Here is a 23,803-nt window from a genome sequence, read left to right as displayed (position 1 = left end):
TCTTGATTGTCTTTTCTTAAAAATAAAAAAAACTCACTATTTGATTTATAATTTTATTTTCTAAAGATAATTGACAGCGTTCTTTATTTCCAAGATAAGCTGTTCTTGCAAGAAGACTTGTTTTTTGAGAATTGTGATTTTTAGAGTTGATTTGTAAATTAACTTGCATAGTATAGTAGTTTTCTACCATCCATTCTCCATCACTTTCCAAAGGATCAAAATCATAAAAAAATCTTGCTGAAGTTGTGATTTTTTGAGCATAAGAATGCTTTTTCATATCTACAAGATTGATTAAAATTTCATAATCTGCATTCTCTTTTACTTCTTTTAAGCCTAAATTTTTAAGTTTTAAAGCCAAATCTCTATCCAAAGTAGTTCGAAGTTGGCTAGGATTTTGAAAGGAAATTTTAAAACTTTGTTGTTTTTGCGATCTGATAAAAATGCCTTCATTGCTTGTTTGAATAAAGCTTTGTATGAAAGTTGCATTGGTGCAAGCACTCATAAAGAGTGCTATAAAAAAGCTTAAAATTAAAGCAAATTTAGACATTAGGTTTATTTAATAATAGTTGGAGTAGCGCTAAGACCTAATGAGCGATATTTTTCATATAAGGAAAAAACTTCTTTTAATTCTGCATCACTTACTTTTGGATAATTTTTGATATTTGCATCATAGTATTTGTTTAAAATTGCGATTTTTTCTTTATCATTTTTTGCTTTTTTTGCTTCTTTGTAGATTAGAGCGGATTTTTCAAAAGCAGATTTTCCATGTACTGGAGTTAAAATATAATTAACTTGATAGTTTTTAAGTTCATCATCAATTTGAGCTAAATGTTCTCTACAATAAGGGCATTCAGGATCCGAAAAAACATAAATTGCAGGTTTATTTTTATCTCCCAAAGCTATTACCATGGTTTCTTTTTGTGCTACAGCTTTAGCATTTTTTGTAAAATTTTCTCTTGCTTCTTGAAATTTTTTCATTTCATATTCTTGAGCATAAGAAATTCCCGTTTTCAAGTCGATAAGATCAGGGGTAATAAGACTATCTTTTGTAAAAAGAATGTTTTCTTGTTTTTGTCCATTTAATTCAACGCTTACAATAACACTTTCAAAACCCGTATTACCAACCTTTTGACGATTTGATACACTAACGGTAGCATTTGGAAATTGTGCTTTAATGCTTTTTGAATAAAAATCACTAATTTCTGAATTACTTGCAGCAAACAAAGATGCTGAACAGGCAAGAATTAAACTTAATTTTTTCATAGTTTATAAATCCTTTAAATAAATTATGTTTAATTCTATAATGATTTTCTAAATGTTTGTTAAAAATCTTTTTTCAGCTTCTTTACTTACTTGAGGAAATTTGTCTAAGTATTCTAAATAAGCAATAGCATACTTTCTTGAAAGATTAAAATATTCTTTCATACTTTGCACATCAAGACTTTGATTTTTTAATAAATTTAAACATTCTTGCATAAGTTTTTCAAGAGCTTGTTTTTCTATAAAAAGATTGTGTGAAAGTCTTACAACCAAGCCTTTTTGGGTAAGTTTTTTGAGTATATTGTCCCCGCTTTTTCTATCAAGTTCTAAAAAATCATAAAGATTATAAGGAGCTTCGGGTTTAATACCTTGTTTTTTTAAAATTTCATATAATTGATTATTGTTTTTTTCTTGAAGTTTTTCAAAATCTATGCCTTTTTTAAAATAAATTCCATTTTGAAAATCCAATAAATTTGACATCTCTTTAAGCCCAAGTTCGCAAAAATTTTCACTTGCCCAAGTAATCCTTAAAGCTAAAGAATGTGCTGAAAGCATGGCATAAGGATTTTTTTCAAGTATGAATTTGATGAAATTTTTAATTTCTTCTAGGCTTTGTAAATGATATATATTAAGATTTTTTTCATCGACAAATACTTGATTTAATTCTTTTGCTAATTTCAATGCTTTTTGATGAGAGAGTTTAAATCTTTGATAGCTTGAAAGCAAACCAAAACCATATTTATGTGCGTCTTTTAAGAAAGAAAAAGCTGCTTTAAAATCTTTATTTTTCAAAAACATTAAAAATTTATTTTTTTGTTCTTTTTTTAAAGGTTCGCTTAAAGGATTTAAAACCTTACCACCGCCTATAACACGATTGTTTTGTAATAAAATAAAAGCCTCATCAAAACTTAAAAATACATTTTTATCAAAACTAAAATGCACAAAAAATTCATCATTTTCTAGTTTTTTTAATATATTTATTTTGCATTCTATTTGTCTTGAACCCACGCAAAAAATCATTTTGCTATTTTGTAAATTTTTTGCTTTAACTAAAGCATCGCATTCTTTAAAGGCTTTAAAATAACCTTTTTTACTTAGCAAATAACCTTTTTTTAACTCTTTATAATCACAATTTAAACTCAAAGCCACACGGTTACAAGCTTTGATTTGTTCTAGATTGATATCGTGATTTTGTATATTTTTAACAATGAGTTCTTTTTGAGTGTCTAAGCAGATGATTTTTTCATTTAAAGTGATACTTCCTTCATTCAAGCTGCCTGTAACGACGGTTCCTATGCCTTTTAGAGAAAAAACTCTATCGATATAATAATGAAAAATCAGCTCTTCTTCGTTTTCTTTGTTTTCTATGGTATAAAGATAATTTTTTAATTCTTCTATGCCTTGATTATTTTTTATACTGGTGCGAAATACTTTTAAAATGGGATAATCTAAATTTTTTAACTCTTCTAAAATTTCTACACTTTTTTGCTCTATATTTTCACAAAGATCGCATTTGCTAAGCACTAAAATGATATTTTTAATATCAAGAATTTTTAAAATTTCTAAATGTTCTAAACTTTGTTCTTTTAAACCTTCGTTAATATCTACGACAAATAAACAAACACTAAAGCCAAAAGCTCCACTTACCATAGTTTTAACCAAATCTTTATGTCCTGGAACATCGATAAAAGAAATGTTTTTATCTTTTAATTCAAGATTTGAAAAACTTAAATTAATGGTGATTTGTCTTTCTTGTTCTTCTTTTAAACTATCGCCTTCAAAACCATTTAAAGCTTTAATGAGTGAAGTTTTTCCATGATCAATATGTCCTGCAGTTCCTATAATAACAGATTTCATAAGTTTTCCATTTGATTGATTGTAAGAATAAGTTTTTGAAGTTCATTTTCTCGTATAGTTCTAAAATCAAGAACAAATTCATCATTTTCAATGCGTCCTATAATATTTTCTTTTCTAAATCGAGTTTGTAGTTTTAAAGCATCTCCTTGAAAAGTTAGTATATAAGTATGTAAACTTTTATCAGGCATAGAACCTCCTCCTACTAAACTTTTGCTTTTTTTAAGCTGGGTTTGAAATTTTAATTCTTTTTGCACTCTTAAAGCTTTTTTCTCTATAAAGGATAAGTCATCATTTAAAAGTTTTAAGGTAATAATTTTTTCATAATCTTTTTGTAAATAAGCTTTTAAGCTTTCGTTTAAAAAAGATAGGGTTAATTTATCCACTCTTAGCATTCTTAAAAGTTGATTTTGTTTAAGCTTTTCTATGAGTTCTTTTTTTCCAAGTATAATGCCTGCTTGCACACTACCAAAAAGTTTATCTCCACTAAAACTTAAAATATCACATTCTTGCACGAGTTTTTTGATTTTAGGTTCATTTTTAATCAGTTTTTCGTTTAAATTTTCACACCAGCCAGAACCTAGATCATAATAACTCAAAAGCCCTTTTTCTTTTGCTAGTTCATGTAGGTCTTTTATATTTACTTCACTGTGAAAACCCATAAGAGAGAAATTAGACTTGTGGGTTTTTAAAATTAGAGCGGTATTTTCATTGATAGCTTGTTCATAGTCTTTTAAGTGTGTTTTGTTGCTAGTTCCAACTTCACAAAGCTTTACACCTGCAGATCTTATCACTTCAGGTATGCGAAAACTTCCGCCAATTTCTACAAGTTCTCCTCTTGAGCTTATGACTTCTTTATCATAACAAAGAGAATTAAGCACTAAAAAAACTGCTGCAGCGTTGTTATTGACCACTAAAGCATCTTCACATTCAAAAAGCATTTTAAGTTTTTCCAACACCAAAGCATAGCGAGAACCTCTTTTTCCATTTTCTAAATCAAACTCTACATTAGAATAATTACAAATTATATCTTTACACGCTTCATAAAGTTTTTCATGGATTACACTTCTACCAAGGTTTGTGTGTATAACCACTCCGCTTGCATTAATCACACTTTGTAAATCTTTGCGGTAAAAAGTTTTGATTTCTTTTTTGATTTCTAAAAGTAGTTTATCTTTAGAAATTTCATCTTGGGAAAAATTTTCTTTTAGTTTTGCGACAACTTTTTTACAAAAAAATGCTTTGATATAAAAAGGATAGGATTTTAAACTCTCATCTTCAATAAGAGTGTTAATTTGTGGAAAAGTTCTAAATTTGTTCATCTTAAGCCTTAAGAAAATATTTGGTTATTTTAACATAGAATTTATAAAATGATGTTTTAAAGAGATTAAGGAAGACAATGCAAGATTTTGTTTATATAAAAAATGATGTTTTGATCCCTTTGCCCGATGCTATTGAAATTTTAGATCAGGTAAATGATAAAGAAGTATTAATTTGCAATGATAAAAATCAAAAAGCACAAATTTATGCCCCTGAGATTAATTTTTATTTTAAAAATTCTCAAGATGAAATTTTAGAGCAAAGTAAAAATGTTTTAACGCTTTATGAAGCAAGGGCTAGCGTTTATGATTTAGGGCTTGATTTAGAACAAAGCAAAGAAGTGCAAAATCGTTTGATTTTAGTAGATAGTGATACTCAAACCGTAGAGTTTTTAAAAGAACATGGATTTAAGGTTATTGCTTTAAGCAGTGCAGAAATTTTAGCTGTTTTTGGAAGTGTAGGGGAGCTTTGTGCTGTGGTTAAAAATCAAGGCGAAGAAGTGGAAATAGATTTTGATTTTTTACTTTTTAAAGCTGAAGATTTAAGCGTTGTGCGTAAAGATTTTACAAGACAAAGCGGATGTTATAATCTTTTAAATTTTGAAAATCTTGAAGTATTGCTTGAGTTTTTACAAAGCAAAAGTCCAAAATATCATTATAAAACTTATATTAGCTATAATGCTAGCGTGTGTCAATACCACGAAAGACGCAGTGAGCATTGTGCAAAATGTGCTGAAATTTGTCCTACTGTGGCGATTTTAAAAGATGATGAAAATAAACATTTGGAATTTTCTCAAGTGGATTGTTTGGGTTGTGGAGGATGTATTAGCGTGTGTCCTAGCGGATCGCTTGATTATGCTCCTATGCCAAGAGAAAGTTTTTTTACCCTTTGTGAGTTTTATAAAGATAAAAAAATTTTAATTATTCCCAAAAAAATGTCTTTAGAAAATTTAAATCTTGCTTTACCAAAAGATGTTTTACCCTTTATGATAGAGGGTGAAAAATGGCTTTCTTCTATGCATTTTTTAACGCTTTTGCAAAATAGTGGAGCAAATTTGGTTTTTTATACGGATTTTGTATCTCGTGGTAGCAATGAGGCTATTGTACTTTTAAATACTTTTTTTGAGAGAAAATTTCAAAAAAAAGCTATTTTTGTTGCTAAAGATGAAAAAGAATTGCAAAATGTTTTAAAAGAGCAAGAATTCATACAAGATTTAAAATATGATTTTCATAATAACACCTTAACTACAAGAGAAAATTTTGCCAAAAGAATGCAGGAAATGATAAAAAATGAAGATTTTGGCAGTATAGAAAGTGGTGAATGGTTGCGTTATGGTAAGGTAGAAATTAATCCTAACACCTGTACGCTTTGTCTTTCTTGTGTGGGTGCCTGTAATGTAGGAGCTTTAATCGCTGATAAACAAGAAAATGCTTTGAAATTTAATGCCTCTCTTTGCACGACTTGTGGGTATTGTGAGTTAAGTTGTGCCGAAAAAGATACTTTAAAATTAGTTCGTAGTGGAATGGAGTTTAGAGCTTCTTATTTTGAATATCAAACCATGGCAAAAGATGAGCTTTTTGCCTGTATAGAATGTGGTAAAGAATTTGCCACCAAAAAAGCTGTAGAAAAAATAGCCAATTTAATGAAACCTAAATTTGGTAATGATGAAAATAAAATCAAAACACTTTATTGCTGTGCAGATTGCAAGGCAAAAGTGATGATAAAAGCAATGGGTTTTGCGGGGCAAAATTAGATCTTAATTTTGCCTTCTAATTCTTCTTTATTTGTAAGTTTGCTATCAAATTTAACAACAAGATTTTTAGAGTTTTTATAAATATCTACAACCCCTAAATTTTCACTAAAAGTACTGAAATTTAAAGGTGTTTCTAAAGGTAGATAAAGGTTTTTAAAATCAGCTGGATTTTTTAAGAAAAATAATGCCACAAGCCAAATTAGAGCTAAAATTACTAAAATAATAGCTAAAAGATTTAAGGCATCTAGATGTAAAAATATCCCTCCGATAATACCACCTATAAAACTTCCACCATATCCAAAAGCATTAAACAACCCTAATGCTGCGCCTTTTTCATGAACTTTACAAAATTTTGATGCACAACTTTGCATAATAGGCTCGTGTAAATTAAAACCTATAAAAAAAATCACAACTGCTATGATAAAAAAATCTATAGAATTACTAAAAGTAAAAAAAAGATAAGCAAGTATGAAAAAAACAATTCCTAAGAGTAAAATTTGTTTAGCTAAACCTCTTTTTTCGCCTAAACTTCCAGCAAAGCCCATAGCGATAAAACCTGCCACCATAGAAGCGCTATAAACAATCCAAAGTTTATCAGAAGCAAAGCCTAAATGTTTTACTAGAATAATAGGAATGCTTAAAAATGCTATACTCATAAGCATTTTTTGCATGAAATTAGTAAGATTCATAAGGGCTAAATTTTTTTGTTTAATAAGATGAAAAAAAGGAGTTTTTTCATTTTCATGAGTGATTTTATTTTCTTTAGGTACAACAGTATAAAGTAAAATTATACATAAAAGAGACAAAGCTACACTAAGATCAAAAAGGCTAGATAAACCCCATTTTACACTCATTAAAGGAGAGATTACCATAGAAGCTGCAAAACTAAGTCCTATAAAAGAACCCATTACCGCCATGGCTTTACCACGATTTTCTTCTGTGATAAAATCACTTATCATTGCCGTAGCTACTGCTCCAATGGCCCCTGCACCTTGGAGCATTCTTCCTAAAAGCATGGTGTAGATATTTTCCGCAAAAGAGCAGATTAAAGAGCCTATTATAAAAATAATCAGTCCAATGAGCATGGTTTTTTTACGACCAATTTTATCACTTAAAATCCCAAAAGGCATTTGTAAAATCATTTGGGTTAAGGCATAAACACCAACTAAAAGTCCCACTAAAAATTCATTAGCACCTTCAAGTTTTAAAGCATAAAGACTTAAAACTGGCAAAACTATAAAAAGCCCAAAAAACCTTGTTCCAACTATGAAAGATAAGGGTAAGACATTATTTAGCATTATCAATTTCCTATTAAATTTGAAATTTAAATTAGGATAATTTTACTATGAAATGGATTAAGCATTGATTAACATCGCTTTATCATTTGATATTTAAAAGCTACACACAAGGATAAATTTTATAAAATCATATTTTTGTTTTGATATTATTTTGGAGCTTTTGTTATGAAGATTATCCTAGCTACGAGTAATAAGCATAAGGTTTTAGAACTTAAAGAAATTTTAAAAGATTTTGAAATTTATGCTTTTGATGAAGTTTTAACGCCTTTTGAGATTGAAGAAAATGGAAAAACTTTTAAAGAAAATGCTTTGATTAAAGCAAGAGCGGTTTTTAATGCTTTGGATGAAAAGCAAAAAAAAGATTTTATCGTTTTAAGTGATGATAGTGGTATTTGTGTAGATGTTTTAGAAGGAAATCCAGGAATTTATTCTGCTCGATTTAGCAGTAAGGGCGATGATAAAAGTAATCGTGATAAGCTTGTAAATGAAATGATAAAAAAAGGTTTTAAACAAAGTAAGGCGCATTATGTTGCTGCTATTGCTATGGTAGGTTTGATGGGGGAATTTAGTACGCATGGAACCATGCATGGAAAAGTAATAGATACAGAAAAAGGTGAAAATGGTTTTGGCTATGATAGCCTTTTTATTCCAAAGGGTTTTGATAAAACCTTAGCCCAGCTTAGCGTGGATGAGAAGAATAACATCTCTCATCGTTTTAAAGCTTTAGAGCTTGCAAAAATCATTTTAAAGATTTTAACAAAAGGATAAAAATGAAAAATTTTTTAAAATATATAGCTATTATTGTTTTAATATATGCTCTTTATGTTGGTTTGGAAACTTGGTTTTCTTAGAATAAATAGTGATTAAAAAGCTTGGTAATAAGAACAAACTTCCACTTAAAAGCAAAATCATTACAAAAACGGTTAAAATTCCAAAATAAATCGTTGGAATGAAATTACTACTCATCATAACACTAAAACCTAAAACTATGCTAATTGTGGTATAATAAAGTGCCGAACCTATACTAAGGTGAGAAATCATAATGGCTTCTTCTAGGCTTTTGTTTTTAATTTCTTCCCTAAAACGATAAATATAATGTATAGCATCATCAACGCCTATACCTATAGCAATAGCAGCTATAGTAATACTCATCATATCCAAAGGAATACCTAAAAGCCCCATAAGAGCAAAAACCACACTTAAAGGAATAACATTTACCAATATAGCCGCAACTGAAAATTTTAAATCTCTAAAAACAATGATAAAAAGTATAAAAATAGCTAAAATTACAAATATAAGAGTATCAAATTGCGATGAAAAAAGACTTTGGAGCATATTATTATAAAGTACCATTATACCTGTGATTTGAACTTCTACTCCATCATTTTTTACAAGCTCGTTGAGCTGTTTTTTAAGATCTATTAAAAATTCATTACGTCTTAAATTCGGATCAGAATCAACAATACGCATACTAAATCTTAACTCGTTATTCTCTATACTTACAAAAGGTGAAAGTAAGTCTTGTTTAAATTTAGCAGGTAAATTCTCATTTAAAAACGCAAGAGCAAAATCATCTAACTCTTTTCCATCGTTGATATTTTTCCCTAGGGTTAAAAGACTATTAAGACTTAAAATCGAGCCTACAAATTCTTTATTTTCTAAAAATTCATGAACTTTTTTTGCAATGCGTGTTTTTTTAGAGTCAAACCAATAAGTTTCTTGTGTGGCTAAATTTTCAAATTCGCTTTCAAAACTATCAAGAGTATTGCTTGTATTTTGATCGTTTTTATTATTTGGAAAACGAATGATGACTTCTAAAGGCAAGGTTCCACCTAGATTTTTATCAATAACCAAAAGTCCTTTTTTGATTTCACTGCCATCTTTGAAATAATTGACAAAAGAATTTTCAACTCTGAGTTTTGAAATGCCTATTAAAGCTAAGATTATAGCAAGAACTGAAATTCCATAAATCATGCGACGCTTTTTAGGATCAAGAGCGGTTTTAGCACAAAAGGCTAAAAGATTAAATTTAAACTCTTTTTTATGATAGTTTTTTGGTTTCAAAAGAACTAAGATACTTGCTAAAAATAAATAACTAAAGATAAGAGCTAAACCTATACCTATACTCATCATAATACCAAGTTTTATGATAGGTTCGATATTTGAAAGCATTAAAGAAAAAAATCCTATCATCGTTGTAACAATGGCATAAAGGCTAGGATTTGCTTTGGCTAGTAAGGTTTCAAGCACTATGCGCTCAACTTTAGCTTTGGGATGATTTTGAGTGCTTTCGATAAAATGCGTGATTAAATGAACAACTACACTTAAGGTGATAATTAAAACCAAAGCAATGTAATTTGATGAAATAACTGTGATTTGAAAATTTAAAAGTGCAAAAACTCCACTAGCTGCACTTAAGCTTATAAAACAAATAAAAAGAGGTAAAAAAACAAAGCGCCATGAACGGAAAAAATAATAAAGTGCAAGTCCTAGTAAAAATACAAGAGAAACACCATAGAGTACAAGATCAGATTTTATATAAGCTATCATATCATCAGCGATCATGCTTACGCCACCAAGGTAGAGCGTATCTTTATTTTTTTCATAATTTCGAACTATGCTTTTAATAGTATCTAGACTTTGTTTCGTGATAACTTTTTGCTTGTCTTGATGTTTTTTTATAGCAAGACGAATTTGATCTTTTTCTTTTTCATCGGTAGCAAGATCGCGTTTTTCTACAAGATCATTATAAACTGTATCAGGCTTTAAGTAAATAATAAGCCCTGTTACTTTTCCATCTTTTGAGATGATATTATTTTTATAAAAGGGACTATTTAAAATTTCGTTTCGGGCTTTTGTGCGGTTTATATCTTGGCTTTCTATGTTTGGGATATTTTTTAACAGTTCTTTTAAATCCGTATTTTGTGAACTTTGAAGCAAAGGGGCATTGATGATGCTAAAAACGCGCTCTACTAAAGGGGCCTTTTCTAATTCTTCATGAAGTTTTTTTAATTTGGCTAAATTTTCATTTGAAAAAGGTTTTTCATCATAGGGTTTGAAGGCTAAAAGTAAAAAATTATCACTTTTATAATGTTTTGAAATTTCTCTAAAAGTTTTTAAATCTGCATCATCTTCTAAAAGTAAACTTTCAGCACTTGCATCTACGCTAAGCTTAAAAGCAAAAAAGCTTAAAAACAGGCATATAAACAAGGTTCCAAAAAAAGTACTTTTTGGACGAGAAATAAAAAACTTTAAAAGCTTTGCAAACATTATTCTATGACAATACTCTCAAGTTTTTGAAGTAGGGCATCAAAGCCTTGGTTGGCTAAAATATCTCCAAATTGTGATCTATAAGTTTGTACTATACTCACACCTAAAACATCTACATCATAAACAAGCCAGTTGTTATTATCATTGTAAAATTTGAAAATGATATTTTTTTCTTCCCCATCTACTACCATAGAAGTGGTTAAAAAATAGCGTTTTTCATTTTTTAACTCACCATTTTTGACCTTTAAAACCTGATCTTTATAAAGACTGAGTTTATCGGTAAAACTTTTTTTAAGACTTGCTTCAAAGGCTGTGGTAAATTTTTCTTGTTCTTTTGGATTTAATTTAGAATAATTTTTCGAAAGACTGAGTTTTGCCATGAGTTTATAATCTATTATGCTATCAAAAAGTTTAAAAATTCCATCAGCAGCTTGTTTTTTGTCTTCTTTGCTATCTTGTAAAAGTTTTAAGCTTGCATCAATGTTTTTTTGCATAGTACTAGAAATTTCATCTAGCTGCAAGGCAAAAGCATTAAAAAATAAAGCCAAGATTAAAAATATTTTTTTCATTATTTTCCTTTATTTGCTAAGTTCATTGCGTCTTTGCTCGTAAGCATCACGCAAGAATGGATATAAATTAGGCGTGTTGTGATAAATTTCATCAATTTCATCAAGTCTAAAACTAAGTTCATTACCAAATCCATAAGCACTTATAGCTATACTTGCCCAAGTAGGATCAATGTAAGCAGTAAAACTTGCATACCAAGTTGCAGGTAAAGCAAGAGTATCTCTAAGATTACTAGGGCCGAGTATAGGTAAGACAATATGAAAACCGCTTCCTACACCCCAGTGAGCCAAAACGGTTCCTAAGTCCGCGGGATGTTTTTTAAGACCCATTTTTGATGCCACATCCATAAGTCCACCAAAGCCCATAATGGTATTGGCGGTAAATCTTTTAAATTCTTCTCCCGCTTCTTCAAATTTAAACTGCAAAATATTGCCTACAAAACGCAAAGGAGCAAGTAAATTATCAAAGAAATTTCTTACCCCTAATCTTATAAATTCAGGAGTGATAGTGTTATAGCCCTTAAGAACGGGACGCAAACCATAATCATACAAAGCCACATTAAAACTTGTCATAGCTTTGTTATATCCTGAAAGTGGATCGTTTACTTGATAGTTTTGGTATTCTTGTTCGAAATCATCTAAATTTTGTTCTTTAGCAAAAGCAAAAATAGCAAAAAAAATTAAAATAAAAGATATAAATTTTATTCTCAAGCAAAAACTCCTAAAAATTTTAAAAGTAAAATTATAGCAAATTTTTAATCAAGGTTTATATCCCAGTAAAAATCCACCCATTCAGTAGCTTCTTTTACTTTAAAATCAGGCTCTAAAAGAGCGGTTTTTTTGTAAAAAATGGTTGTAATTTTAAGTTCTATATGAGGAAATTTTTCAAGCAAAACTTTTTTTATTTCTGCTAAACTTTCTCCACTATCTACTATATCATCAATGAGTAGAATTTTTTTGTGCTTGCTTAAATCAGGAATGTTAAAAATTTCAATAGTATCAAGTTTTTTCGTATTATCGTAATGAATTGAGTTTAAAGCAAAAAGTTGACGCGTTTTTAAAGCCACTGCTAAAGAGTGTCCTAAACTCATCCCCCCTCTTGCTATAGCTAAAAGTGCATCAGGGTTAAAATCTTCTTTAATTTCTTTAGCAAGAATTTTTACATCTTCTTTAAATTCTTCATAGGAGTAAAATATCATTATATATCCTTATTTATTGTAGTGCCATAAGTAAAAAATTACCCAAAGATAATAAACTTAAAACTATAATGCCAAGATTGATTTTATCCCATTCGCGTTTAAAAATTCTTACAAGTAAATAAGAAAGAAAACCAAAAGCAAAACCTGTGGTGATGGAGTAAGTAAAAGGCATCATGATAATAGTAAAAAAGCTTGCTACAGCTATAGTACTATCTTTAAAATCTATATTTTTAACTTCCATAAACATTAAAATTCCAACCATTACAAGTACGGGATATATTGCGTTTGCAGGAATGGCTTTAAAAAGTGGCAGTAAAAAAAGTGTAAAAGCAAAACAAATAGCTACAACTAAAGCTGTAAGCCCAGTTCTTCCTCCGCTTTCAACCCCTGTAGTGCTTTCAACAAAGGCTGTAACTGTAGAAGTGCCTGTCATAGCTCCTAAGGCTGATCCTGTTGCATCTGCCATTAAGGTTTTGCTTAGTTTTTTTTCTCCATTTTTGGGATCATCAAAAATCTTTCCTCTTTCACCCACACCTGTGATAGTTCCTATGCTATCAAAAAGTTGAGTGATAAAAAAAGTAAGAATTATAGGTATCATAGTAATATTTAAGGCGCTTTTGATATCAAGTTGTAAAAAGATGGCTCCTAAACCATTTTCCATGCTAAAATTTGGCCAAGAAAAGATTTGCACAGGAAAACTTGCATTGTCTAAATGGAAAATCCAAGCAATAATAGAGCTTGCTAATACCCCCAAAATAAAAGCTCCGCGAAGTTTTATAGCCCAAAAAAAGATGATTAAAGCTAGAGTGAAAATTCCAAAAAGCACATGAGGGCTTTTGAAATTTCCTATGCTGACTAAGGTATCTTTATTATGCATTATCACACCCATTTGACTTAAGCCTAAAAATGCAATAAAACAACCTATGCCCGCACAAATTGCAAGGCGTAAATCTTTTGGGATATTGCGGATTACCCAAAGGCGAAAATGCGTAAAAGAAAGTATGAGAAAAATAATACTTGAAATAAAAACAGCTCCTAAGGCACTTTGCCAAGCTATGTTTTGACCTAAACAAACCGCAAAGGTAAAATAAGCATTTAAACCCATTCCTACACTCATAGCTACAGGAGTATTGGCAAAAAAAGCATTAAAAGCACTTGCAACTATGGTAATTAAAGCTGTTGCGGTGATTAAAGCTTCTATAGGCATTCCTGTATTTCCTACTATGCTAGAATTTACGGGGATAATGTAAACCATAGCTAAAAAAGTAGTAAGTCCTGCTATAACTTCGGTTTTAAAACTCGTATTGTTTTCTTTGAGTTTAAAAAAGCTCATTTTTTCTCCTTAGTAGGTTTTTAGCTCATTGTATAAACTATCGCGTTCTACAGGAATAAGATTTGAAGTTTTTATCATATCGATAAAAGTTTTTAAACTTGTGCCTTTGGCGGACTTTGCACCACCTGCACTTTGTATACTTTCTTTTTCTATAGTGCCGTCTAAATCATTAGCTCCAAATTCTTGTGCTACCATGGCTAAATTTAAAGTCATTGTTGCCCAGTAAGCTTTGATATTTTTGATATTATCAAGCACTAAACGAGAAATGGCAATGGTTTTTAAAATTTCTTCACTATCCATGATTTTATCAGTTTGTATAAAGCTATTATCCCTTTGCCAAACTAGAGGGATAAAAGCATTGAATCCACCGGTTTGATCTTGAAGATCACGCAGTCTTAACATATGATCGATCCTGTGATGTCTTTCTTCTATATGTCCAAAAAGCATGGTAGCATTACTTTGCTTGCTTTTTTCATGCCAAAGTTTATGAATTTTAAACCAATTTTCACTGCTAACTTTTCCATGACAAATTTTCTTACGCACTTCTTCATCAAAAATTTCAGCTCCACCGCCTGGCATGGAATCAACGCCGTATTCAAGCATTTTTTCTATCACTTCTTCATAACTCATTTTAAAACGACGATGTAAAAAATCAATTTCAGCAGCAGTCATAGCTTTTACATGAAGATTAGGATATTTTTCTTTTATCATTTTAAAAATTTCTAAATACCATTGCCAAGTTGTATCTTTGTTGTGAGCTGAAACGATATGCACTTCTTTGGTTTCTCGTTTTACAGTTTCATCGACGATTTTCATGATTTCTTCATGAGTCATCAAATAAGGATTAGGATTTTTTCGGTGCGCTGAAAAGGCGCAAAATTTACAGGTATCTGCACAGATATTAGTTGGGTTGATATGGCGATTGATATTAAAATAGACTTTTTTTCCATGAAGTTTAGTGCGTTTTTTGTGAGCGTATTTGCCTAAGGTAAAAAGATCTAGATCCCAAAGTGCATTGGCTTCTTCTTGGTTTAATCTTTCTTCATTTTCTAGTTTGGTGATTAAATTTTTCATTTTAATTTTACTCTTTTGCTGTTTTTAAATAAAGCATTATAATTTTTGCTTACTGAAAAAGAGTTTATAGAAAAAGCCAAAATAAAAGATATTTTTGTTAAGATTATTATTAAAATATTAAAATTTTAAAGAGAGTAGAAATTTTGTTAAATAAAGAATTAGAAATTTTTAAAAAAAATCTTAGTTCCTATACCCAAAGTTGTAGAAAATTTTTTCTTAAGCAAGGGGCGTTTAGCTTATATCATTCTAAAAATATGGATAATTTCATAAAAAAAGCTTATGATATAGTTCTTAAAGATTATTTTGATGATTTTTCACCTCCAAGTGATAATATCCCTTTTTGTGTTTTAGCAAGCAAAGCATATGCAAATAATAGTCTTTGTTTTAATGAAAGTATTTCTTTGATTTTTGTTTATAAAGATATTAAGGCTTTTCATTTAAAACCTATGATTAAGGCTTTTATCGAAATTTTAAATGATGCGCATTTGCAAATTGATTCGGTTATCTTAGAATTTAATGGACTTTATAATGCTAGCAATGAGCTTAAGACTTCTATAATACAAACTCGTTTCATATGTGGTTCTAGGATTTTATTTAAAGGGATTAAGATAAAATTTGAGAGTATTATAAAAGAAAATAAAAATGATTTTGCCAAGCTTTTGCTAGAAAATTTTAAAGAATTTGACATTCCATTTATAAAGCAAGAATTTAATATCTTAAAAGATTTTGGCGGATTAAATCATTTAAGATCCTTAGAGAGTTTGCTTGTTCTTTTTAAGACTTCTCCAAAAAATTATGCTTTAAATTTTATAGATGAAAAAAATTTAAGCGAGTTGCGTTTAGCTGGAGATTTTTTACTTTCTTTAAAATCAGCGATGAATTTATTAAGTGCTAAAGATGAGGATGAATTTTTACTTATTAATGTTCATGATTTGAGTGAATTAATGTATAAAAAAGCTAAAAAACATTTTGGAGCAAATGAGTTGTTGGTTCAAAAGGCTTTGCAAAGTATGCATACTATAGGTTTTTATACACACTTTTTAGCAAAGCAAATTCAAGATGGATTAAATCATACTCTTAAACAAGAATATAAATTTAAAACTCTTGTGGAAGTTTTAGAATACTTATTAAAACTTGAAGATAAACAGGTTATTTTCGATCTTCACTTGGTTTTTGCCCTAAGAAGATTGAAATACGGTAAAAAAGATATAGAAAAAGCTTTAATACTTTTTGAGAAAATTTTTTATAAAAGGCATAGTTTTTGTGTTTTAAAACTTTTGCTTGATAGTGGAATTTTAAAAGATTTATGCAAGCCTTTTTGGACAGTTCGTTTTTTAAGTGATGAAGAAGGAAATTATAGTTTTGATGAGCAAGTTTTTCTTATGTTAAGTGAATTTGAAAAATACGAAGATGAGCTTGAGATACTCCAAAAACTTAAAACCGATGAAAAAATGATTTTAAAGCTTGTGATACTTTTAAGTGCTATAGAAAGTGAAAATGAAATTTCTTTAGCAGGCATATATAGAGCGTATTGTTCCAAATTTGATTTAAAGAATGAAATTTTAGAATGGGGTCTTAAGATATTTAAAAACAATAATGCCTTAAAAGATCTTGTAGAAAAAGAAGATATATACAATCCTATTGTTGTAAGTAGCTTGGTTTCTAAGCTAGAAAATTTAGAAAATTTAGAGCTTTTATACACTTTAACTTGGCTAAAGGCTAAGGCTTTAAATTATAATGCTTTTTATTTTAGAGTTCTTGATAAACTTTTAGAAAATGCAAAACAAGGTTTTGAAGATGAAAATCTACTTGAAGAAAGCGCAAGAAGAGTAAAAAAAGAATTAACACTTAAAAGAAGTAAGATTTTTTTAGAGCAAGATGAAATTTTGCAAGATAAAATCATACATATCAAATCAAATCTTTTTATTATAAAAAATACTTTTGAAGATATTGTTATGATTTCTAAATTAGCCAAAGAAAATGATTTTAAATTTTGGTTTAGTAATGAAACAAATCTTAGTTTGCAAATTGTTGCACCACTTCATTTTAATATTGCCATTATTTTAAGTTCTTTAACAAATTTAAATCTTATTTTCATGAATTTTTTTGAACTTTTTGATGATAAAATTTATTTAAGATTTGAATATGATAATATTATCAGTGATGAGCAAAAACTAAAACTTTGCGAGCTTTTAAATTCAAATCTTTCTGGTTTTAATTTGAAAAAAATTAAAAAGCCAATCATTAAAAAAGATGAGTTAAAATTAGACTTAAACTATTCTAAAATGTATGCTAAATTAGGTCTTAATACGAAAGATCAGCAGGGTTTAATGGCGTATTTGATGAATGTTTTTAATGAACTTGAACTTGTTTTATGTGCAGCAAAAATTCAAACCATAAGACAAAGGACGCGTAATATTTTTATTTTTCAAAAGAATGAAAAATTAGAACATAGCGAGCAAAAGTTAGTTAATTTATTAATAAGTGAGTAAAAAAATGTGTGGAATCGTAGGTTATATAGGAAATAATGAAAAAAAACAAATTATACTAAATGGACTTAAAGAATTGGAATATCGTGGCTATGATAGTGCGGGTATGGCAGTGATGCAAGAAGGAGAGCTCAGTTTTTTTAAAGCTGTAGGAAAGCTTGAAAATTTGGCGAATAAATGCACGGATTTTGAAAGTCAAGGTTATGGTTTTGCTATAGGTCATACAAGATGGGCAACTCATGGTAAGCCTACTGAAATCAACGCACATCCTCATTTAGGACAGTATTCTTGTGTGATTCACAATGGTATTATAGAAAATTATAAAGAAATCAAAGATAAACTTGAAAAAGAAGGCGTGAGTTTTTTAAGTCAAACCGATACAGAAGTTATTGTCCAGCTTTTTGAATTATATGCAAGAAATTTGGGAGTTTTTGAAGCTTGGCAAAAAACCATCAAAGAACTTCGCGGTGCTTTTGCTACTTTGTTAGTAACAAAAAAAGATCCCAATCATGTGTATTTTGCAAAAAATGCTGCTCCTTTGATTATCGGTAAAAATGCAAATAAAGAATGGTATTTTTCTTCAGGTGATGCGCCTTTGATAGGAAGTTGTGATGAGGTAATGCATCTTGAAGATTTAAGCTTGGGATACGCGAGTAAAGATGAGCTTGTCGTTTATGAAAATGATATTTTAAAATCACTTTGTTTTTCTAAGCTTTCAGGCGATAAGGCTTATGCAAAAAAAGACGGCTTTCGTTTTTTTATGGAAAAAGAAATTTATGAACAAAGTCGCGTGATGAGTGAAGTTTTAATGGGGCGTATTCAAGGCGATGAAGTCGTTTTTGATGAGCTAAACAATGAAGATTTAAGTCAAGTAGATGAAATCACGCTTTGTGCTTGTGGAACAAGCTATCATGCTGCAATGGCAAGTGCTTATTTGTTTGAAAGAATTGCTAAAGTTAAAGCTAAAGTAGAAATTGCAAGTGAATTTCGATACCGTGAAGCAATTATAAAAAAAGATTCTTTATTTATCGTTATTTCTCAAAGTGGAGAAACAGCAGACACTTTAGAGGCTTTAAAGATTGCAAAAGAGCAGGGTGCTAAGACTTTTGCAATTTGCAATGTGGATAATTCTAATATAGTGCGTTTAGCACATCTAAGTCTTTTAACTCGTGCGGGCATAGAAAAAGGAGTTGCTTCAACTAAAGCTTTTGCTACTCAGGTTTTAACACTTTGGATGCTTGCTATTTTTATGGCACAAAAAAGAAATTTAAATGTTTCTGCTGAAATTAAAGCACTTTTGCATACTCCAAATTGCGTGAGTGTAAAACAGGCTTTACATGAAAAAATTCATCGTTTATCCAAGCGTTATTTAGATGGACATGGCTTTTTCTTTATAGGCAGAGATGTGTTTTATCCTTTGGCTTTAGAAGGAGCTTTGAAACTTAAAGAATTATCTTATCTTCACGCTGAGGGTTATCCTGCAGGAGAGATGAAACATGGCCCTATTGCTTTGGCTGATTCTAAGCTTTATACTATAGCTTTAATGCCAAAGCACATGCTTTATGAAAAAACAAAATCAAATGTTGAAGAGCTTATTGCTAGGGATTCTACAGTGCTTAGCATTTCACCTTTAGAATTTGATTTAAGTGATGATTTTATAAAAACCAATGAGCAAGATCATTATATGTGTGAATTTTTTGAAATGATGGTCATTACTCAACTTTTGGCGATGGAAATTTCCATAAGACTTGGCAATGATGTGGATATGCCAAGAAATTTGGCTAAAAGCGTAACGGTAGAATAGAAATGAAAAAATTTTTTTGTTTAACTTTAGTTTGTAAACTTTTTGCTTTAAGCGAATTTGAACTTCATCATATTGATAAAGTACATAAGCTAGGGTATAGTGGAGATACTATTATAATAGGTGTAGCCGATGATGCTTTTAATCAAGATCATATTAGTTTAAAGGATAAGATTTTAAAGTCTACTTATCCTACTGATACAGCTGGGAAACAGCTTATACCTGATTTGAAAAAATCAACACACGGAAGTCATGTAGCAGGTATAGCTGTTGGAGCAAAGATAGGCGATAGCAAACCTTATGGAGTGGCTTATGGGGCAAAATTTTATGGAGCTGGGGTGTTTCCAAATGGCTCTTACACTCAAATTCCTGATATTTATAATTTTTTCAAAGATGTGAGTATTATTAATAATAGCTGGGGTATTAATTTTTATCCTTATTTTAATCTTAAGGCTTCAAATTCTGGATTAGTAGATTGTACTCAAACTAATCAAGGGACAAGCTATAATATCTGTAATACTCCTTTGGAATATGTTATGAAAGCAGATAAGGTTGCTAATGATATGATGAGGCTTAGCAAGGACAAGGGAGTATTAAATGTATTTGCTGCTGGTAATGAAGGAATTCTTAGCCCTGCTTTGCATGCGATTTTACCAAGTTATGATGAATCTTTAAGAGCTTGGTTGGCTGTTGGAGCTTTGGATGCAAATGAGATTACTTTAGAATCAGATGGGACTTTAATAATTAAAAGTCAAGGTTTGGCTGATTTTAGTAATGGTTTTAAGGGAGCTACGAATTTTTCTTTAGTTGCTGCTGGAGTAAATATTAATAATGTTGATTCAAGCACTAATGATAAGTTTACAAAAAAAAGTGGAACTTCTATGGCAGCACCTATGGTAAGTGGAACAGCGGCACTGGTCAAGCAAAATTTCCCCTTTTTGGATGGTAAGCAAATTGCTGATATACTGTTAAGTACAGCAAATAAAAATTATAAGGCTCCAAAATTTACTGTTAAACAAGTAACCGATGGAACAAATCAACCTAAATTTCTTATTGTGTATATTTCGCAAGATCCACCTAGGATAGAAGATGAAATAAAACGGGATTTAAAACAGCTTTACAATGGAATACAAGTTCAAGTTAATGGACAATGGATTGATTATAGTGATTATATTTGGGATAATAGAGATAGTGCGCAGTCACAAAAACTTAATACTTCTACTATTAGTTCTATTAATGGAGTAGTTAGAGTTGAGAAAGAAGAATTATTTGGACAAGGAATTTTAGATGCACAAAAGGCGTTAAAAGGACTGAGTATTTTAGATGCAAACAGACTCAGTGATCAGGATGTATTAAAATATGAGCAAGAACCTAATACAGCTTATTATACTATAAACACTGCAGGTTATGATGCTGAATTTTCTAATGATATTAGTCAAAGAAAATGGGATGAAAGTACTCATTTATCAAGTGCTATTAATAAACCTACACATTTAGCTAATCTTAACATAGGATTATCTAAAGAAGGTGAAGGTATTTTGATTATCAGTGGTCAAAATACTTATGAGGGTGCAACTTTAATCAAACAAGGAGAATTAAAGCTTAAAGGAAAAGTTAAAAATAATGCTTATGTAGAACAAAAAGCAATACTAAGCGGTAATGGTATTGTAGGGCAAAATTTAAACAATAAAGGCATAGTTAGACCTGGAAATGAAGATTTGAATGATTTAACCGTGCAAGGAACTTATACTCAAGAAGGAGTTGACTCTAAATTGCAACTTGATTTTGGTAATTATAAAAATTCTAAACTGATTGCAAAAACTTATGATATTAGGAGCGGGAATTTAGAATATATTCCTTTACCTAAATACTATATCTTAAATAAGCCAGTGAAAATTAATTTAGGAGATTTGGAAAAAAGTTTATCATCTTTTAATCATGTTTTGATACAAAATACCTATGCTTTAAATTTTGATTTTGTTTTAAGTGATGATTTAGTGAGTATTAATAAAACCTTAATAAAACCTAATTTAAAGCCAAATGCTTACGAAATTCCTAATACAAGCTTGGGAAATGCTTTAAGACAATTGCGATCTAGGGCAGACTTGAGTCAGACTTATCAGGAATTTTTTGCTTCTTTAGATAATGGAATAGATGTAAAGACTAAATTAAATAGAATAGAAGGTTCAGGGTATTTAAGCACTTTTAGTAATCATAATCAATCTAATTTAATGCAAAATAATATGTTATTTACCCTTCATCCTCTTAATATTAATAATTTTGCACAAAACAATAATATCTTACTTGCTAGTACTTATTTACCTAGAATTTTTAGCAATGAAGAATATTTTTGGCATCTTACTCCAAGTTATAAATACTATAAAGATAAAGATTTTTCAGGTCAAAAAACAGGTGCTAATATCTCTTTAGGAGAAAATTTCTCATCAGGCTTTTTAGCTTATGCTTTATCTCTTTCTAGCGCTAAATTTAATTTTAATAATGGTAGTGATTTGAAGAGTTATAACATGGATTTATTGCTTAATTATAACCATGATTTAGATTTTATAAAAATATTAAGTGGATTAGGTATAGGTGTAGGATTTAATACTCTTAATCGTTTTGTAGTAGAGCAGCCAATTGAAGGCAAATATAAAACATTGCAAACTTCAGCCCAGCTTGGTGTAACTAAAGATATTATTTTAGGTCAAGATTTTATTTTTAATCCTTTAATGTATTTTACACATAGTTTTTTTTATCAAGAAGATTTTAAAGAAAATAAAAGTCCTTTTGCTAAAAATTATGAAAGTTTAAAACATCATAGCATAAATGCAAATTTAGGTTTTAATCTTGCTAAAAATATAGAGCAAGATGATTATCAAGCTTCTTTTTCTACTTTTGTAATTTTTGAAAAAAGAATTTATGGAAGAACTTTAGAAAATAAGGCTAGTTTTGTTGATTTTCCTATTACTTTTATTCAAAAATATAAATTAAAAGATAATATTTTAAGTCAAGGTTTTAATTCAGAATTTTTATATAAAAACAATGTATTTTGGCAGTTTATGTTAATGAATAGATTTTCTCATAATGCCTATGAATTGCATTTAATGAGTTCAGTAGGAAAACGTTTTTGAAAGTATTTATTTTTTTAGCTTATAATAAATAAAATTTTAATCAAAGGAAAAAATTATGGAATACAGAGTTGAACATGATACCATGGGTGAAGTTAAGGTCCCAAATGACAAATATTGGGGAGCTCAAACTGAAAGAAGTTTTGAAAATTTCAAAATCGGTTGCGAGAAAATGCCAAAGGTTTTAATCTATGCTTTTGCAAATCTTAAAAAATCTTTAGCTTTGGTCAATAACAAACTTGGCAAACTTGATGATGCTAAGAAAAATGCTATAGTTCAAGCTTGCGATGAGATTATCGCAGGTAAATTTGATGATAATTTTCCACTTGCGATTTGGCAAACAGGTTCAGGCACACAAAGCAATATGAATATGAATGAAGTTATTGCAAATCGTGCCACTGAAATCATGGGCGGGGATTTTCGCAAAGAAAAGCTTGTACATCCAAATGATCATGTTAATATGAGTCAAAGTTCAAATGATACTTTTCCAACAGCTATGAGTATCGTTGCGGTTGAGCAAGTAGAGAAAAAGCTTATCCCTGCGCTTGATGAGCTTATTGCAACTTTTGAAAAAAAAGTAAAAGAATTTGATAGTATTATCAAGATAGGACGCACGCATTTACAAGATGCTACTCCACTTACTCTAGCACAAGAATTTAGTGGATATCTTTCTATGCTTTTGCATTCAAAAGAGCAAATCATCGCTTCTTTACCAACTTTAAGAGAACTTGCCATAGGAGGAACCGCAGTAGGAACAGGGCTTAATGCGCATCCAGAATTAAGCCAAAAAGTAAGTGAAGAGCTAACTCAACTTATAGGTACGAAATTTGTTTCAAGTCCAAATAAATTTCATGCTTTAACAAGTCATGATGCGATCAATTTTACTCATGGAGCTATGAAGGGTTTGGCTGCAAATTTGATGAAAATTGCAAATGATATAAGATGGTTAGCTTCAGGCCCAAGATGCGGTCTTGGTGAGCTTATCATCCCTGAAAATGAGCCAGGAAGTTCGATTATGCCAGGTAAGGTAAATCCTACCCAGTGTGAAGCTGTTACTATGGTTGCTGTACAAGTGATGGGAAATGATGCAGCTATCGGATTTGCAGCAAGTCAAGGAAATTTTGAACTTAATGTGTTTAAGCCTGTGATTATTTATAATTTCTTGCAAAGTCTTGATTTGTTAGCTGATTCTATGCATTCATTCAATATCCATTGTGCTGTAGGCATAGAACCAAATCGTGCAAAAATCGATCATAATCTTCATAATTCTTTAATGCTAGTTACCGCTCTAAACCCATACATAGGTTATGAAAACGCTGCTAAAGTAGCCAAAAATGCCCATAAAAAAGGTATTTCTTTAAAAGAAAGCGCAATGGAGCTTGGTTTGGTTAGCGAAGAAGATTTCAATAAATTTGTTGATCCTACTAAAATGATAGGCCCAAAAGCCTAGAACATAAA

General features: G+C 30.0%; 17 protein-coding genes. 6 read left to right on the top strand and 11 right to left on the bottom strand.

Translation table 11 applies throughout. From position 1 onward, the window contains the following. Positions 1-16: 16 nt before the first annotated feature. The 4 genes from FBF22_RS06695 to selA are packed head-to-tail and all read right to left on the bottom strand — an operon-like array spanning position 17 to position 4,436. Positions 17-547 (bottom strand): hypothetical protein, encoded by a 531-nt coding sequence (locus FBF22_RS06695; RefSeq protein WP_002884155.1) that lies wholly within the window; start codon positions 545-547, stop codon positions 17-19. Positions 548-552: 5 nt separating this feature from the next. Further along, positions 553-1,263: a DsbA family protein gene (locus tag FBF22_RS06690; RefSeq protein WP_002855861.1), complete on the bottom strand. Its 711-nt coding sequence runs from the start codon at positions 1,261-1,263 to the stop codon at positions 553-555. 48 nt (positions 1,264-1,311) lie between these two features. Further along, a complete protein-coding gene (gene selB / locus FBF22_RS06685; protein WP_002884156.1) occupies positions 1,312-3,117 on the bottom strand; it encodes a selenocysteine-specific translation elongation factor in 1,806 nt (601 codons plus the stop codon). Further along, positions 3,114-4,436: an L-seryl-tRNA(Sec) selenium transferase gene (gene selA, locus FBF22_RS06680; protein ID WP_052777761.1), complete on the bottom strand. Its 1,323-nt coding sequence runs from the start codon at positions 4,434-4,436 to the stop codon at positions 3,114-3,116. Before selA ends, selB begins: the two co-directional genes overlap by 4 nt. 77 nt (positions 4,437-4,513) lie before the next feature. Here selA and FBF22_RS06675 point away from each other — a divergent pair, with 77 nt between their 5' ends. Beyond that, on the top strand, positions 4,514-6,187 hold the full coding sequence (locus FBF22_RS06675) for a 4Fe-4S dicluster domain-containing protein (protein ID WP_165433261.1): 1,674 nt from the start codon (positions 4,514-4,516) through the stop codon (positions 6,185-6,187). Here the strand turns inward: FBF22_RS06675 and FBF22_RS06670 are convergent. After that, entirely contained in the window at positions 6,184-7,485 is a 1,302-nt protein-coding gene (locus FBF22_RS06670; RefSeq protein WP_002884159.1) for an MFS transporter, read from the bottom strand. The two genes, FBF22_RS06675 and FBF22_RS06670, sit on opposite strands and share 4 nt — an antisense overlap. Before the next feature lie 165 nt (positions 7,486-7,650). Here FBF22_RS06670 and rdgB point away from each other — a divergent pair, with 165 nt between their 5' ends. Next, positions 7,651-8,253, top strand: coding sequence for an RdgB/HAM1 family non-canonical purine NTP pyrophosphatase (gene rdgB, locus FBF22_RS06665; protein ID WP_002884160.1), 603 nt, complete (start codon positions 7,651-7,653; stop codon positions 8,251-8,253). A 30-nt stretch (positions 8,254-8,283) separates the two neighbouring features. On the opposite strand, the gene FBF22_RS06660 is transcribed toward rdgB, so the two are convergent. Genes FBF22_RS06660 through mqnE form a run of 6 tightly spaced genes read right to left on the bottom strand, consistent with a single transcriptional unit; the run spans position 8,284 to position 14,927 of the window. Next, positions 8,284-10,755: an RND family transporter gene (locus FBF22_RS06660; RefSeq protein ID WP_002884161.1), complete on the bottom strand. Its 2,472-nt coding sequence runs from the start codon at positions 10,753-10,755 to the stop codon at positions 8,284-8,286. After that, complete coding sequence (locus tag FBF22_RS06655; protein WP_002856450.1) at positions 10,755-11,324, bottom strand: phospholipid-binding protein MlaC; 570 nt, start codon at positions 11,322-11,324, stop codon at positions 10,755-10,757. Before FBF22_RS06655 ends, FBF22_RS06660 begins: the two co-directional genes overlap by 1 nt. Positions 11,325-11,333: 9 nt before the next feature. Continuing rightward, a complete protein-coding gene (locus FBF22_RS06650; protein WP_002859657.1) occupies positions 11,334-12,032 on the bottom strand; it encodes a VacJ family lipoprotein in 699 nt (232 codons plus the stop codon). Between the two features lie 44 nt (positions 12,033-12,076). Next, positions 12,077-12,520, bottom strand: coding sequence for a phosphoribosyltransferase family protein (locus tag FBF22_RS06645; protein ID WP_002852389.1), 444 nt, complete (start codon positions 12,518-12,520; stop codon positions 12,077-12,079). Positions 12,521-12,533: 13 nt separating this feature from the next. After that, positions 12,534-13,853, bottom strand: a complete 1,320-nt coding sequence (locus tag FBF22_RS06640) for an NCS2 family permease (protein WP_002884163.1) — start codon at positions 13,851-13,853, stop codon at positions 12,534-12,536. A gap of 9 nt (positions 13,854-13,862) precedes the next feature. Next, complete coding sequence (gene mqnE, locus FBF22_RS06635) at positions 13,863-14,927, bottom strand: aminofutalosine synthase MqnE (RefSeq protein WP_002884164.1); 1,065 nt, start codon at positions 14,925-14,927, stop codon at positions 13,863-13,865. A 143-nt stretch (positions 14,928-15,070) separates the two neighbouring features. Here mqnE and FBF22_RS06630 point away from each other — a divergent pair, with 143 nt between their 5' ends. From FBF22_RS06630 to fumC, 4 genes are read left to right on the top strand one after another with little or no spacing between them, the layout of a single operon-like run. Further along, complete coding sequence (locus FBF22_RS06630) at positions 15,071-17,419, top strand: hypothetical protein (RefSeq protein ID WP_002856480.1); 2,349 nt, start codon at positions 15,071-15,073, stop codon at positions 17,417-17,419. A gap of 4 nt (positions 17,420-17,423) precedes the next feature. Then, entirely contained in the window at positions 17,424-19,220 is a 1,797-nt protein-coding gene (glmS, locus tag FBF22_RS06625; RefSeq protein ID WP_002884165.1) for a glutamine--fructose-6-phosphate transaminase (isomerizing), read from the top strand. Between the two features lie 2 nt (positions 19,221-19,222). After that, entirely contained in the window at positions 19,223-22,348 is a 3,126-nt protein-coding gene (locus FBF22_RS06620; RefSeq protein WP_002884166.1) for a S8 family serine peptidase, read from the top strand. 55 nt (positions 22,349-22,403) lie between these two features. Continuing rightward, on the top strand, positions 22,404-23,795 hold the full coding sequence (gene fumC, locus FBF22_RS06615) for a class II fumarate hydratase (protein ID WP_002859652.1): 1,392 nt from the start codon (positions 22,404-22,406) through the stop codon (positions 23,793-23,795). Positions 23,796-23,803 lie beyond the last annotated feature (8 nt).

It is taken from the genome of Campylobacter sp. CFSAN093260 (assembly GCF_012890095.1).
Lineage (GTDB): Bacteria > Campylobacterota > Campylobacteria > Campylobacterales > Campylobacteraceae > Campylobacter_D > Campylobacter_D jejuni.
The sequence above is the reverse complement of the archived record's forward strand: the minus strand, read 5'-3'. Positions and strand labels throughout refer to the sequence as shown.

Excerpts from the sequence above, each read along its gene's own strand:
- selA (WP_052777761.1), bottom strand. The coding sequence starts at position 4,436 with ATGAACAAATTTAGAACTTTTCCACAAATTAACACTCTTATTGAAGAT.
- FBF22_RS06695 (WP_002884155.1), bottom strand. The coding sequence starts at position 547 with ATGTCTAAATTTGCTTTAATTTTAAGCTTTTTTATAGCACTCTTTATG.
- fumC (WP_002859652.1), top strand. The coding sequence starts at position 22,404 with ATGGAATACAGAGTTGAACATGATACCATGGGTGAAGTTAAGGTCCCA.
- mqnE (WP_002884164.1), bottom strand. The coding sequence starts at position 14,927 with ATGAAAAATTTAATCACCAAACTAGAAAATGAAGAAAGATTAAACCAA.
- FBF22_RS06675 (WP_165433261.1), top strand. The coding sequence starts at position 4,514 with ATGCAAGATTTTGTTTATATAAAAAATGATGTTTTGATCCCTTTGCCC.
- glmS (WP_002884165.1), top strand. The coding sequence starts at position 17,424 with ATGTGTGGAATCGTAGGTTATATAGGAAATAATGAAAAAAAACAAATT.
- FBF22_RS06645 (WP_002852389.1), bottom strand. The coding sequence starts at position 12,520 with ATGATATTTTACTCCTATGAAGAATTTAAAGAAGATGTAAAAATTCTT.
- FBF22_RS06690 (WP_002855861.1), bottom strand. The coding sequence starts at position 1,263 with ATGAAAAAATTAAGTTTAATTCTTGCCTGTTCAGCATCTTTGTTTGCT.
- FBF22_RS06640 (WP_002884163.1), bottom strand. The coding sequence starts at position 13,853 with ATGAGCTTTTTTAAACTCAAAGAAAACAATACGAGTTTTAAAACCGAA.
- selB (WP_002884156.1), bottom strand. The coding sequence starts at position 3,117 with ATGAAATCTGTTATTATAGGAACTGCAGGACATATTGATCATGGAAAA.
- FBF22_RS06670 (WP_002884159.1), bottom strand. The coding sequence starts at position 7,485 with ATGCTAAATAATGTCTTACCCTTATCTTTCATAGTTGGAACAAGGTTT.
- FBF22_RS06655 (WP_002856450.1), bottom strand. The coding sequence starts at position 11,324 with ATGAAAAAAATATTTTTAATCTTGGCTTTATTTTTTAATGCTTTTGCC.
- rdgB (WP_002884160.1), top strand. The coding sequence starts at position 7,651 with ATGAAGATTATCCTAGCTACGAGTAATAAGCATAAGGTTTTAGAACTT.
- FBF22_RS06660 (WP_002884161.1), bottom strand. The coding sequence starts at position 10,755 with ATGTTTGCAAAGCTTTTAAAGTTTTTTATTTCTCGTCCAAAAAGTACT.
- FBF22_RS06620 (WP_002884166.1), top strand. The coding sequence starts at position 19,223 with ATGAAAAAATTTTTTTGTTTAACTTTAGTTTGTAAACTTTTTGCTTTA.